The sequence below is a fragment of the Microbacterium sp. X-17 genome (assembly GCF_039615055.1).
Genome location: NZ_JBDHNI010000005.1, coordinates 243,863 through 256,896, shown reverse-complemented (window position 1 = coordinate 256,896; position 13,034 = coordinate 243,863). Strand labels below are relative to the sequence as shown.

Below are 13,034 nucleotides of genomic sequence, written 5' to 3'. Positions count from 1 at the left end.
CGGGCCGGTCAGCCGACCTTGTGGAGCCAGACGACGGATGCCGCGTCGCTGGCGTGACGGAACGCCTCCAGCTCGGCATCCCAGGCGCTCCCCAGAGCGACGTGCATCTCGCGCTGCATCGCGGTCGGATCCGACGCGGCGAGCTCCATCGCGAGCCGCAGCCGGTCCTCGCCGATGACGAGGTTCCCCGCGCAGTCGGTCTGCCCGTGATGGATGCCGAGGGACGGGGTGTGCATCCAGCGCGCGCCGTCCGACGCCGCGGTCGGGTCCTCGGTCACCTCGAAGCGGAGGTGCTCCCAGCCCATGACGCCGCTCGCGAGGGCCGCGCCGGTGCCGATGGGGCCTTCCCAGTAGAACTCGCCGCGACGGCTGCCGGACAGCACCGGCTGCTCCGCCCAGTCGAGGCTGACCGCGCGGCCGAGCACACGTCCGATCGCCCACTCGACATGGGGGCACAACGCACGTGGCGCGGAGTGAATCAGGATCACTCCACGCGTCGTAGGGTTCGCCATGTTCGCTCCGTTTCGCCAGGTACGTCTTCCCCAACGACCTGACCGGGTGCGCCTCACGGCGATGCTGTTCGGTTTTCTGCGCCCAGTATGGCAAACGCCGCACGGGAATGACAACACTGTCATTCCCGTGTCGTCCGCGACGTGGGGCGGGTGGGACTTGAACCCACGATCGTCGGGTTATGAGCCCGCTGCCTTGACCAGCTTGGCCACCGCCCCGGGAGGGAGCCTACCGGGACCCCGGGCCCGACGAAGGATTCTGCGGGCTGCCGTCGTCTCCGCCGCGCGTGATCGGCACCTGCTGGCTGTCGAACACGATCTGCGGATGGTTCCGGGCGAGGGAGATCACGCCGTAGATCGACACCGCCCCCGCGACGCCGAAGCCGACCAGCGCCCAGACGCCCGCGGTCGCCGCCTCTTGGAGAACGATGAGCCCGATGAGGACCGCGACGATCGGGTCGATCACGGTGAGGCCGGCGATCACGAGGTCGGGCGGCCCGACCGAGTACGCCGTCTGCACGAAGTACGCCCCGAGAACCATGGCCGCGATGAGGCCCAGCGCGCATGCGATCGTGAGGAGGTCGACATCCCGCGCCTTCACCCGCTCGATGATGACCTTCGCGAGCGTCGCGACGAAGCCGTAGAGGATGCCGGACGCGACAATGTAGAAGAGCGGCTTGCTGTGCTTGCGGATCCACAGCCACCACAGGCTGCCGAGCGCGAGCAGCACGACGACGAGCAGCCCGAGGATGATCCAGAGCTGCAGCTGCGTCACGGGGGTCTCCGTGGCGACGAAGGCCGCGATCGTGACGAAGACGAAGATTCCGCCGACCGCCGCGATGATCGACCGGATGGAGGCCGCCGTCGGCTTGTGCCCCGAGAAGTGCGCGTTGAGCAGCGTGGTGATCACGAGCGAGATCGCCCCGAGCGGCTGCACGACGATGAGCGGCGCGACCGAGAGCGCACCGAGCTGGCAGACGACGGCGAGCCCCAGCATGAGCGTTCCCATGACCCAGGAGGGCCGTCGCAGGAGGTACAGCAGCTGGCGCATCGAAAGGCCGCCGGCGCCCGACTCCCCCAGGATTCGCTCCACCTTCGCGACGCCGCGGTGCTGGTACTGCGCGCCGAACGACATGAAGAGTGCCCCGAGCAGCGCCAACGGGATGCCCGTCAGCAGCGCCGGGTCCTTGAAGACCCCGACGAGGTTGTCGGTGACATCGCTCAGCGAGACGTCGAGGAACAGGGGCACTCTTCGACCCTACCCAGTGGATTCACGGGCTCGACTAGGCTCTCCGGGTGACCGTACGCCCGATCCGCATCTTCGGTGATCCCGTCCTCCACGCGCCCGCCACGCCGGTCGAGGAGATCACAGACGACATCCGCACTCTCGTCGCCGACATGTTCGAGACGATGGACACCGCGCCGGGTGTCGGGCTCGCGGCGCCGCAGATCGGCGTCGGGCTGCGCATCTACACGTACAGCTACACGGATGACGACGACCTGCCGTGGCGCGGCGTGCTGATCAACCCAGAGTTGTGGATGCGGCCGCTCGAGCCCGGCGACCCCGACCCCGACACGGAGTCGGAGGGATGCCTGTCGTTCCCCGGCGAGCGGTTCCCGCTGCGCCGCTCGGAGGAGGTGCTCGTCACGGGCCTCGACCTGGACGGCGCTCCCGTGCGCATCGAGGTGACGGGCTGGCGGGCCCGCATCATGCAGCACGAGTTCGACCACCTCGACGGCATCCTCTACGTCGACCGGCTGAGCGACGCCGACTGGAAGACGACGCAGAAGATCGCGAAGAAGCAGGGCTGGGGCGTCCCCGGCCACTCCTGGATGCCCGGCGTCGACCCCATCGACGCGTAATCGGACCGCCGGACGTTTGCTAAGCTGGTGGGGTTGTCTCGCCGTCGGCGCGACGCATTCCTCGGTAGCTCAATTGGCAGAGCAATCGGCTGTTAACCGATAGGTTCTTGGTTCGAGTCCAAGCCGGGGAGCCATTTTTCCACCAGAGCTCAGGACGAGACGAGGCGGGGATCGGCCCGTCCGTTCGGGCTCCACTGGAGCCCCTCGGGGCCGTGGCCGAACGCGATCGGATGTCCCCCGCGGAGCACGAGGACGTCGGCGTCGAGCTCGCGCGCGGCATCCGGGTCGTTCGTGACGACGAGTGCGGCCATGCCGCGCTCGGTGCGACGGCGGGCGATCGCGGCGAGGACGAGTCCGCGCGCCTCGACGTCGAGGTTGGCGTAGAGGTCGTCGGCCACGAGCAGCTTCGGCTCGAGCATGAGCGCCCGCGCGAGGGAGACGCGCTGCCGCATCCCGGCGCTGAGCTCGTACGGGTACTTCGCGGCGAGGCCCAGGGCGAGCCCGAGCTCGTCGAGGAGCGTCGCGACCCGCATCGCCAGCGCGTGGCGGTCGACGCGCCGGTCGCGGTCGGTGAGCGGCGAGCCGATCACCTCCCCCACCGTCAGGCGCGACGGCAGATTGGATCCGCCGCCCTGCGGGGCGAGGCCGGCGTGGAAGGTCAGCTCCCGTCGCGGGCGACCGCCGCGATCGACGGGGATGCCGACGGCCTCGGCGCTCCCGCCGTCGACGCGGAGTCCGTCGTCGGGCCGGCCCGCGATGGTCGTGGCGAGGCTCGACTTGCCGGCGCCCGTCGGACCCATGAGGATGAGGACGCCGCCGCGCCGCACCGTGAACGTCACACCGTCGACGACGCGCCCCGTTCCCGCGGTGCGCCCGTTCTTGTGGGCGAGCGAGAGGTCCGTCGCCCGGATCGCGACGTCGGTGTCGACGACTCTGGCCATGATGTCATTTTCCCGCTCGGGCGAGCTCTGTTGCAATCCGATCGACTACTGGCCCTCGGCGAGTCGCTGGCGCTCGGCGTCGAGCTCACGCAGACGCATGCGGACCGAACGGCCCTCCTCGGAGTCGGGCGCCACGCGCTGGATCGTGCCGAGCAGCTGCGTCTTCTGCCGGTCCAGGTCGCGGATCAGGAGCTGCCGGGCGAGGTCGCGGGCGGACGCGACCGCGCCCTCCTCGTCGCGTGCCGGGAAGCTCCCGGTGAGGAGCTCCGCGGCGAGCGTCCGCTCGCCGTCGCCCACGGCCGACACGGCAGACACCGCCCATCCCGGGCGGGACGGATCGAGATGCGCGGCGATCGCGACGCGGATGGCGTCGAGCGGCGGCGTGCGGAACGGCACGGCCAGCGCACGCGCGGCGAGCGTGCCGTCCAGCCGGTCGGCGTACTGGAGGATGCCCATGAGCGCATCGCGTTCGAGCGTGGCATCCGCCGTCCGCGGCAGGGACACGAGCGTGGCCACCGGCCGGGGCGCCGGCGCCTGCTCCGGGGCCGACGGTCGCACCGGCGCCTCCGGGCGGGACGACGGGTTCCGAGCCGCGCGCTCCACGGCCGCGGTCACCTCGGCGAGGTCGAGCCCCAGCCGGCGCGCGAGCACGCGGGTGTAGCCGGGTCGCAGGGCGGGATCGCGGATGTCGGCGACGATCGGGGCCGCGGCCCGCAGCGCGCCCGCCCGCCCCTCGACGGTGTCGAGGTCGAACTGCGAGAGGCGCTGGTCGATCACGAACTCGAACATCGGCTTCTTCGTCGACATGAGGGCCTGCACGGCCCCGTCGCCGCGTGCGAGCCGGAGGTCGCACGGGTCGAGGCCGTCGGGGGCGACCGCGACGTACGTCTGGGCCGCGAACCGCTTCTCCTCGCCGAAGGCGCGCAGCGCCGCCTTCTGGCCCGCGGCATCCGGGTCGAACGTGAACACGACCTCGCCCGAGGCGGAGTCGTCGCCCATGACGCGGCGGAGGACGGTGATGTGGTCGGTGCCGAACGCCGTGCCGCAGGACGCGATGGCGGTCGTGACGCCGGCGAGGTGGCAGGCCATGACGTCCGTGTACCCCTCGACCACGACGACCCGGCGATCGCGCGAGATGTCGCGCTTCGCGAGGTCGAGTCCGTAGAGCACCTGGGCCTTCTTGTAGATCGGCGTCTCCGGCGTGTTCAGGTACTTCGGACCCTGGTCGTCGTCGTACAGCCGCCGCGCGCCGAAGCCCAGCACCTGGCCGGTGAGGTCGCGGATCGGCCAGATCAGCCGGCCGCGGAACCGGTCGTAGACCCCGCGGTTCCCCTGCGAGACGAGTCCGGCCGCGGTGAGCTCCTCCCGCGTGAAGCCCTTCGCGGTGAGCGCGTCCAGCAGCCCGGACCAGCCCTTCGGCGCGTACCCCACCCCGAAGTGGGCGGCCGCCGCGGCATCGAACCCGCGCTCCCCGAGGAACCGGCGCCCCGTCTCGGCCTCGGCGCTCCCCAGCTGACCGGTGAACCACTCGGCGGCGGCTGCGTTCGCCGCGTACAGGCGCGAGCGGCCGGAGGTCTCCGGCATCGTGCCGCCCTCCTCGTAGTGCAGCGCGTAGCCGACGCGGGCCGCGAGGCGCTCCACCGTCTCGGCGAACGAGAGATGGTCGACGCGCTGGAGGAACGTGTAGACGTCGCCCGACTCGCCGCATCCGAAGCAGTGGTAGTAGCCAACTTGGGGGCGGACGTGGAAGCTGGGGCTGCGCTCGTCGTGGAACGGGCACAGGCCCTTGAGGGAGCCGACCCCGGCGGACTTCAGCGCGACCCGCTCGCCGATGACGTCCGCGATGTTGACCCGCGCCTTGACCTCTTCGACGTCGGCCTGCGCGATCCGGCCCGGCATCAGTCCCCACCCGGCACGTGCCGGGTCGCGTCCGGCGTCCAGATGCCGAGGGATGCCGCGTCCACGTCGCCCACGAGACGACCATGCCATCCGATCGCCAGCTGATCCGTGAGGCTCGCGACCTGGTCGACCACGACCCGTCGGCGCGATGCGTCGTCGGGCGCTGCGGCGAAATCGCCGGCGTGCACCGCGTCGAGCTCGCCGGGCCGCTCCCACAGCGCGGTCGCGAGCCGCTTCAGCAGGCGCCGCTGCTCCTTGTAGAGGGTCTTGCGCCCCTCGATCGTGACGACGTACGCGCCGATCGTGCCCTTGAGCACCGCCATCTCCGCTTCGATCACGCGCGGGACGACCACGTGCGCGCGGTAGCGCGTGAGCACCGCCCCCGGGTACGCGTCCCGCGTCGCGGCGGTCGCGGCCCGCGCGAAGCGGCCGATCAGATCGGACGTCAGGTTCTTCAGGCGCGCAAGCGCCGCACGCGATCCGTCGAACGAGCCGATCCACTCCGGCATCCGCAGCAGGCGGTACAGCGCGTCCTCGAGCTCGTCGCGGGCGTAGTCGAAGCCGACCCACGCCTGGATCGCGTCGAGCAGCGCCGCGTGCTCGGCGCGCGACGACAGCCGAACCGGGTCGAGGTAGCCGTTCACGACGGCGTCCTCGAAGTCGTGCACGGAGTACGCGATGTCGTCGGAGAGGTCCATGACCTCCGCCTCGATGCACCGGACTCGCCCCGGCGCGCCCTCGCGCAGCCAGTGGAACACGGCCTCGTCGTCGCGGTAGACGCCGAACTTCAGGCGGCCGCCCGGATCCGGCAGCGGATGCTCCGCCGTCCAGGGGTACTTGCAGGTCGCGTCGAGGCTCGCCCGCGTGAGGTTCAGCCCGAGCGGCGTGCCGTCGGGTGCGATCACCTTCGGCTCGAGACGGGACAGGATGCGCATCGTCTGCGCGTTCCCCTCGAAGCCGCCGATGTCCTCGGCCCAGTCGTTGAGCGCGCGCTCCCCGTTGTGGCCGAACGGCGGATGCCCGAGGTCATGGCTCAGGCACGCGGTGTCGACGACGTCCGGCGACAGGTGCAGCGCCGTCGCGAGCTCGCGCCCGACCTGCGCGACCTCGAGCGAGTGCGTCAGGCGGTTGCGGGCGAAGTCGACGGGGCTCGCGGGGCTCAGGACCTGCGTCTTGGCCGCGAGCCGGCGCAGTGCCGCCGAGTGGAGTACGCGCGCACGGTCGCGCGCGAAGTCGTCGCGCTGCGAGCGGTGCTGCTCCGAGCCGAAGCGGAGGGCGTCGTGATCGTCGTAGCCGTCCGGGCGCGCGAGCGCGAGCTCGGTCGCGACTTGCGTGGCCACGCGGCTATCCCCGACGTCGCTCATCCGCCGCTGTGGTCCAGCTCGGCCTCGGCGAGCTCCCGCGACGCGGCCGCGCCGATCTCGCGCGACGCGTACCAGCCCTCCGGGAGCACCGGGCGCTTCGGCGTGCCCGCACGCCCGCGCTGGCCCTCCGCCGCGCTGCCGGGGTACGGCGCGTCGTGGGCGAGCGTCGCGAGGAGCTCGTCGATCTCGGCGAGGCTGGATGCGGTCGCCAGGGCCGCGCGGATGTCGCCGCCGACCGGGTAGCCCTTGAAGTACCACGCGACGTGCTTGCGGATGTCGCGGCAGCCGCGTCCTTCGTCCTCGAAGAACTCGACGAGGAGCTCGGCGTGCCGGCGGAACGCCCGCGCGACGAAGCCGAGCGTGGCGTCGACGGTCACCCCTCGGCCGCCGAACGCGCGGGCGAGGTCGCCGAAGAGCCACGGCCGGCCGAGGCAGCCGCGCCCGACGACGACGCCGTCGCAGCCGGTCTCGGTCATCATCCGCACGGCGTCCTCCGCCGACCAGATGTCGCCGTTGCCGAGCACCGGGATGCTCGTGACGGTCTCCTTGAGCGTCGAGATCGCGCCCCAGTCGGCGGAGCCCGCGTAGAACTGCGCGGCGGTGCGGGCGTGCAGGGCGATGGCGGCGGCACCGGCGTCCTCGGCCGCGCGCGCCGCCTCGAGGTACGTGAGGTGCTCGTCATCGATGCCCTTGCGCATCTTGACGGTCACGGGGACGTCTCCCGCTGCCCGGACGACGCTCGCGACGATGTCCCGGAACAGGTCGAGCTTCCACGGCAGAGCCGCGCCCCCGCCCTTCCGGGTCACCTTCGGCACGGGGCATCCGAAGTTCATGTCGATGTGGTCGGCGCGGTCCTCCGCCACGAGGATCCGCGCGGCCTCGGCCATGGTCGCCGGGTCCACGCCGTAGAGCTGGATCGACCGCGGCGTCTCGGACTCGTGGTGCCGGATGAGGCGCATGGTCGTCGCGTTCCGCTCCACCAGTGCGCGGGACGTGATCATCTCGCTGACGTACAGTCCCTCGCCGTACTCGCGGCACAGGCGCCGGAACGCCGTGTTCGTGATCCCGGCCATCGGCGCCAGCACGACCGGCACCGGAACCTCGATGCGCCCGAGCCGCAGCGGTGCGGGGGCGGTCAGGGTGGCGGTCACCGGAACATTCTCCCAGACTCGGAGCCGAGGGGTCCGAAGCGGGCTTAGCCTGAGCGTATGACCGACGCCGTCACCGATCTGCGCGATATCCCCTTCCTCACCGCCGACGGTTCGTCGGCCACACTCCGCGACTACGATCCGCGCGACGGCGAGGGAGTCATCCTCGTCGTCAACGTGGCCTCGAAGTGCGGCCTCACCCCGCAGTACGAGCAGCTCGAGGAGCTGCAGAAGACGTACGCGGACCGCGGCTTCACCGTCCTCGGCTTCCCGTGCAACCAGTTCATGGGCCAGGAGCCGGGCTCGATGGAGGAGATCCTCGAGTACTGCTCGATGACGTGGGGCGTCTCGTTCCCCGTCGTCGACAAGATCCGCGTGAACGGCTCGCACGCGGCCCCCCTCTACAAGGCGCTGAAGCAGACCCCCACGGTCGAGGGCGAGAAGGGTCGCATCACCTGGAACTTCGAGAAGTTCCTCCTCACGCCGGATGGTGCGGTGCACCGCTTCCGTCCGACGACGAAGCCCGACGACCCGAAGATCGTTCAGGTGATCGAGGCGCACCTCCCCGCGTAGCGCCGGGCCGCGTGATCACCGCGGCGAGGAAGAAGCCGAGCGCCCCGAGGGCGGTGCCGAGGTTGGTCCAGAACAGGCTCACGATCTCGTCGGAGCCGGGGATCACATACGCGCCGATCGCGGAGATGCCGAACAGGACCGATCCGGCCATGTTCAGCCACGTCGCGAGCGGTGTGCGGGCCCGGATGTCCCACAGCTCGTGCCGGCGGGAGACGGCGCCGAGGGCGAGCCCGCTGGACACGAGGAAGCAGATCGAGCCCCAGGCATCCGGTCGCCAGCCGGCGCCCACCGTGTCCGGATCCCGGATGGCCCAGCTCAGCGCCTGGATCGTGGAGAGGTTGAAGAACAGGGTGCCGACGAACTGGACGGCGGCGGACCACCAGTCCAGCACGTCGGCGGGCGTCATCCCGCGGTAGGGGAACCGCCGGCCGGTCAGCGCGAGCTGGATGCCGGCCGCGAGCGTGAAGAACACCGCACCGATCGCGAAGGTGGCGTTCGCGAACACCGCGCTCGTCATCGCGACGTACCACGGCAGCGCGCCGATGAAGAAGCACACGGAGCCGATCGCGAAGCCCCACGACTCGCGGCCGAGCTTCCGGCGGCGCAGCGCGAGAGCGGGATCCGTCGTCGCGCCGGGGTCGGCGGTCATGATCCCGTCGGCGCGTCCACGGCGCCGCCGAACCGGCGGTCGCGGCCCTGGTACTGCCCGATGGCGTCCCAGAGGTCGACGCGGGAGAAGTCCGGCCACAGGGTGTCGAGGAAGACGTACTCGGCGTACGCCGCCTCCCAGAGGAGGAAGTTCGACGTGCGCTGCTCGCCGCTGGAGCGCACGAACAGGTCGACGTCGGGCATGTCCGGCTGGTACAGGTGCCGGCGCACGAGCTTCTCGGACACGGCGGACGGCTTCATCCGGCCGGCCGCGATCTCCTCGCCGATCGCGCGGAACGCATCGACGAGCTCGACCCGGCCCCCGTAGTTGACGCACATCGTGAGGGTCAGCACGTCGTTGCTCTGCGTGAGCCGCTCCGCGTGCTGCAGCTCCTTCACGACGCTCGTCCACAGCCGCGGCCGCCGGCCCGCCCAGCGCACCCGCACGCCCCACTCGTTGAGCTGGTCGCGGCGCCGGTGCAGCACGTCGCGGTTGAAGCCCATGAGGAAGCGCACCTCGTCGGGCGAGCGCGACCAGTTCTCGGTCGAGAAGGCGTAGACGGAGAGGTGCTTCACCCCGGCCTGGATGGCGCCGGCCACGACGTCGAGCAGCGCCGCTTCGCCCGCGCGGTGACCCTCGATGCGAGTGAGCCCGCGGCGGTTCGCCCAGCGGCCGTTGCCGTCCATCACGATCGCGACGTGACGCGGGACGCTCCCCGCGAGCAGCTCCGCGGGCGGATGGATGCCGGTCCAGTCCAGCGGGCGATAGGGCACCGCGTCGCGGTGCGTGTAGGGCTTCGGCACGCGCTACCTCGCCTGCTCGACGTGTGCGAGCGAGCGGATGCCGCGCTCCAGGTGCCACTGGGCGTAGGCGGCGACGAGACCGGAGGCGGATGCCAGCGCTGCGGGCGCCGCGGCATCCACGGCATCCCACTCCCCCGCCATGAGGGCCCGGAGCAGCGCCGCGGTGTCGGTGGAGATGCGCGCGGCGCCCGCGGGCGCGTCGGCGGCGCAGACGAGCCCGCCGAGCTGCGCCACGAACAGGTCGTGCGGACCCGGCTTGCCGCAGCGGGCGCATTCGTCGAGCGCCGGCGCCCAGCCGGACAGCGCCATGGCGCGCAGGAGGTAGGAGTCGAGGATCTGGCGCGCGGCGTGCTCGCCCTTGGCGAGGGCGCGGAGACCGCCGACGAGCAGGAGGTATTGCTGCACGGTCGCCTCGGCCTCGTTCAGCCGGTCGGCGGCCTCGACCATCGCGTGCGCCGACGTGTACCGGTCGTAGTGCACGGCGATGTCGGCGCCGTACGAGCCGAGCGACTCGGCCTGCTGCACGATGTCGAGCGAGCGCCCCTCGTACAGCTGCACGTCGGCGACCATGAACGGCTCGAGCCGGGCGCCGAAGCGCGACGAGGTGCGGCGCACGCCCTTGGCGACCGCGCGGATCTTCCCGTGCCGGCGGCTCAGCATCGTGACGATGCGGTCCGCCTCACCCAGCTTGTGGGTGCGCAGGACCACGACCTCGTCACGGTAGGTGGGCACTCGTCAATTATCTCCGGCGGACGAGAGAATGAAGTGATGAACGACGCGACCTTGGTCATACCGCTGTGGGCGGATCTCACCGCCGTCAGCATCGGCGGGATCGAGGGCGCGATGTTCGCCTCGCGCTTCCGGGGCGTCCGCCGGCTCGACCTCCTCGGCGTCGTGATCATCGGCATCCTGATCGGCATGGGCGGCGGTCTCATCCGCGACCTGCTGCTCGGGGTGCCGCCCGCCTCGCTGCAGAGCGAGTGGTACCTGGTCGCCGCGACGACGGCGGCACTGGCGGGCATGCTGCTCGCGGGTGCCCTGAGCCGTGTCTCGTTCCTCATCGTCGCGCTGGATGCGTTGGCGATCGGCATGTTCGGCGCGTTCGGCACGAGCAAGGCGCTGACCCTCGGCCTGCCGGTCGTGCCCGCGATCTTCGTCGGCGTGTGCGCGGCCGTCGGCGGGAGCGTGCTCCGCGACGTGATCATGGGCCTGCCGGTCGCGGTCATGCACGTCGGGTCGCTCTACGCGGTCGCCGCCGGGGGCGGATGCCTCGCGCTGGTGATCCTGCACGCGGTCGGGGTCCCGATCATCTGGGCGGCCGTGGCGTGCATCCTGGTGACGGCCGCGATCCGGCTGATGTCCGTGATCTTCGACGTGTCCCTGCCCGAGCAGCGCGCCCTGGCCCGCCGCCGCGCCGCCGGTCCGGACCCCGCGGAGTGACGCGGGGTCCGGACCCGGGTCAGACGCCGGCGAGGGCCGACGTGCGGCGGCGGGTGCGGATGGCGCGGTTGACGGCCGACACGATCGCCTTCAGCGACGCGGTCGAGATGTCGCCGTCGATGCCGACGCCCCAGAGGCGCTCGCCCTCGACCTGCAGCTCGACGTAGGCCGCGGCCTGCGCGTCGCCGCCGGCGCTGAGCGTGTGCTCGACGTAGTCGTACAGGGAGATGTCGAACCCGCGTTCGCGCAGCACGTTCAGGAACGCCGCGATCGGGCCGTTGCCGTGCCCCACGGCCTCCGCGTCGCCGTCGCCGTCGCGCAGCACGACCCGCAGTTCGACGTCGCCGGACATGTCGCTCGTGGTGCGGGTGCCGAGGATCTCGAACCGGCCCCAGCGCTCGTCGGCGACCGCGGACGGCAGGTACTCGTCGGAGAAGATCTCCCAGATCTCGTCGCTCGTGACCTCTCCGCCCTCGGCATCCGTCTTGGCCTGCACGACACCGGAGAACTCGATCTGCAGGCGCCGCGGCAGGTCGAGCGCGTGGTCGCTCTTCAGCAGATACGCGACGCCGCCCTTGCCGGACTGCGAGTTCACGCGGATGACCGCCTCGTACGAGCGCCCCAGGTCCTTCGGGTCGATCGGCAGGTAAGGCACGGCCCACTCGAGCTCGTCGACCGGCACCCCAGCCGCCTCCGCGCGGGCCTCCATCGCCTCGAAGCCCTTCTTGATCGCGTCCTGGTGCGATCCGCTGAACGCGGTGAAGACGAGGTCGCCGACCCAGGGGTGGCGCTCGCCGACGGGCAGCTGGTTCGCGTACTCGACCGTCCGCTTGATCTGGTCGATGTCGGTGAAGTCGATCTGCGGGTCGATGCCCTGCGTCATCAGGTTGATGCCCAGCGCGACGATGTCGACGTTGCCGGTGCGCTCGCCGTTGCCGAACAGGCATCCCTCGATCCGGTCGGCGCCGGCCAGGTAGCCGAGCTCCGCCGCCGCGATCGCGGTGCCGCGGTCGTTGTGCGGGTGCAGCGACAGGATGACGTTCTCGCGGTAGGCGAGGTGCCGGTTCATCCACTCGATCGAGTCGGCGTAGACGTTGGGCGTCGCCATCTCCACGGTCGCGGGCAGGTTGATGATGACCTTCCGCTCCGGCGTCGGTTCGAAGATCTCCAGCACCTGGTTGCAGATGTCGGCGGCGAACTCGAGCTCGGTGCCTGTGTAGCTCTCCGGCGAGTACTCGTAGTAGACCGTGGTCTCGGGGATCCGCTTCTCGAACTCGCGGCACAAGCGGGCGCCGTGCAGAGCGATGTCGATGATCCCCTGCTTGTCCTCGCGGAAGACCACCTCGCGCTGCAGGATGCTCGTCGAGTTGTAGAGGTGCACGATGACGCGCTTGGCGCCGACGATCGCCTCGTACGTGCGCTCGATGAGGTGGTCACGTGCCTGCGTCAGCACCTGGATCGTGACGTCGTCCGGGATGAGGTCTTCCTCGATGAGCTGCCGGACGAAGTCGAAGTCGGTCTGGCTCGCGCTCGGGAACCCGACCTCGATCTCCTTGTAGCCCATGCGGACCAGGAGCTCGAACATGATCCGCTTGCGCTCGGGGCTCATCGGGTCGATGAGGGCCTGGTTGCCGTCGCGGAGGTCGACGGCGCACCAGCGGGGGGCGACGGTGATCCGCTTGTCGGGCCAAGTGCGGTCGGGCAGGTCGACGCGGAACTGCTCGTGATACGGGCGATACCGGTGGATCGGCATGCGCGAAGGCTTCTGCGTGTTCTCCATGATTCTGGGTCGTCTCTCTCGTCAGGTGAGGCGGGCCAACGACAAGCTCCGCGACGAGGAAGGCC

At 71.0% G+C, this 13,034-nt stretch carries 13 protein-coding genes and 2 tRNA genes; 4 read left to right on the top strand and 11 right to left on the bottom strand.

The window, feature by feature from the left end:
• Window positions 1-8: 8 nt before the first annotated feature.
• From ABCS02_RS24140 to ABCS02_RS24130, 3 genes are all read right to left on the bottom strand, one after another.
• Entirely contained in the window at window positions 9-512 is a 504-nt protein-coding gene (locus tag ABCS02_RS24140) for a DUF3145 domain-containing protein (RefSeq protein WP_345838245.1), read from the bottom strand.
• 142 nt (window positions 513-654) lie between these two features.
• Window positions 655-728, bottom strand: a tRNA-Ile gene (locus tag ABCS02_RS24135).
• Window positions 729-738: 10 nt separating this feature from the next.
• Window positions 739-1,758, bottom strand: coding sequence for a DMT family transporter (locus ABCS02_RS24130; RefSeq protein WP_345838244.1), 1,020 nt, complete (start codon window positions 1,756-1,758; stop codon window positions 739-741).
• A gap of 47 nt (window positions 1,759-1,805) precedes the next feature.
• Here ABCS02_RS24130 and def point away from each other — a divergent pair, with 47 nt between their 5' ends.
• On the top strand, window positions 1,806-2,372 hold the full coding sequence (gene def / locus ABCS02_RS24125) for a peptide deformylase (protein WP_345838243.1): 567 nt from the start codon (window positions 1,806-1,808) through the stop codon (window positions 2,370-2,372).
• A 58-nt stretch (window positions 2,373-2,430) separates the two neighbouring features.
• Window positions 2,431-2,506 (top strand) — tRNA-Asn (locus ABCS02_RS24120).
• A gap of 15 nt (window positions 2,507-2,521) precedes the next feature.
• Here the strand turns inward: ABCS02_RS24120 and ABCS02_RS24115 are convergent.
• From ABCS02_RS24115 to dusB, 4 genes are read right to left on the bottom strand one after another with little or no spacing between them, the layout of a single operon-like run.
• Window positions 2,522-3,313, bottom strand: a complete 792-nt coding sequence (locus ABCS02_RS24115; RefSeq protein ID WP_345838242.1) for an ATP-binding cassette domain-containing protein — start codon at window positions 3,311-3,313, stop codon at window positions 2,522-2,524.
• 45 nt (window positions 3,314-3,358) lie between these two features.
• Complete coding sequence (dnaG, locus tag ABCS02_RS24110) at window positions 3,359-5,212, bottom strand: DNA primase (protein WP_345838241.1); 1,854 nt, start codon at window positions 5,210-5,212, stop codon at window positions 3,359-3,361.
• Window positions 5,212-6,552: a deoxyguanosinetriphosphate triphosphohydrolase gene (locus ABCS02_RS24105; protein ID WP_345838240.1), complete on the bottom strand. Its 1,341-nt coding sequence runs from the start codon at window positions 6,550-6,552 to the stop codon at window positions 5,212-5,214. The genes dnaG and ABCS02_RS24105 overlap by 1 nt, the downstream gene beginning before the upstream one ends.
• A 20-nt stretch (window positions 6,553-6,572) precedes the next feature.
• Entirely contained in the window at window positions 6,573-7,727 is a 1,155-nt protein-coding gene (dusB, locus tag ABCS02_RS24100; RefSeq protein WP_345838239.1) for a tRNA dihydrouridine synthase DusB, read from the bottom strand.
• 57 nt (window positions 7,728-7,784) lie between these two features.
• On the opposite strand from dusB, the gene ABCS02_RS24095 reads away from it, so the two are divergent.
• The gene (locus tag ABCS02_RS24095; RefSeq protein WP_345838238.1) at window positions 7,785-8,297 is read left to right on the top strand and encodes a glutathione peroxidase; all 513 of its coding nucleotides are present in this window, start codon (window positions 7,785-7,787) and stop codon (window positions 8,295-8,297) included.
• Here the strand turns inward: ABCS02_RS24095 and ABCS02_RS24090 are convergent.
• From ABCS02_RS24090 to recO, 3 genes are read right to left on the bottom strand one after another with little or no spacing between them, the layout of a single operon-like run.
• Window positions 8,203-8,946, bottom strand: coding sequence for a hypothetical protein (locus tag ABCS02_RS24090; protein ID WP_345838237.1), 744 nt, complete (start codon window positions 8,944-8,946; stop codon window positions 8,203-8,205). The two genes, ABCS02_RS24095 and ABCS02_RS24090, sit on opposite strands and share 95 nt — an antisense overlap.
• Entirely contained in the window at window positions 8,943-9,749 is an 807-nt protein-coding gene (locus ABCS02_RS24085; RefSeq protein ID WP_345838236.1) for an isoprenyl transferase, read from the bottom strand. The genes ABCS02_RS24090 and ABCS02_RS24085 overlap by 4 nt, the downstream gene beginning before the upstream one ends.
• A gap of 3 nt (window positions 9,750-9,752) precedes the next feature.
• On the bottom strand, window positions 9,753-10,481 hold the full coding sequence (gene recO / locus ABCS02_RS24080; protein WP_345838235.1) for a DNA repair protein RecO: 729 nt from the start codon (window positions 10,479-10,481) through the stop codon (window positions 9,753-9,755).
• 36 nt (window positions 10,482-10,517) lie between these two features.
• Between recO and ABCS02_RS24075 the strand changes: the two genes are divergently transcribed.
• On the top strand, window positions 10,518-11,189 hold the full coding sequence (locus tag ABCS02_RS24075; protein ID WP_345838234.1) for a TRIC cation channel family protein: 672 nt from the start codon (window positions 10,518-10,520) through the stop codon (window positions 11,187-11,189).
• A gap of 19 nt (window positions 11,190-11,208) precedes the next feature.
• On the opposite strand, the gene leuA is transcribed toward ABCS02_RS24075, so the two are convergent.
• Complete coding sequence (leuA, locus tag ABCS02_RS24070; protein ID WP_345838233.1) at window positions 11,209-12,969, bottom strand: 2-isopropylmalate synthase; 1,761 nt, start codon at window positions 12,967-12,969, stop codon at window positions 11,209-11,211.
• Window positions 12,970-13,034: the final 65 nt, after the last annotated feature.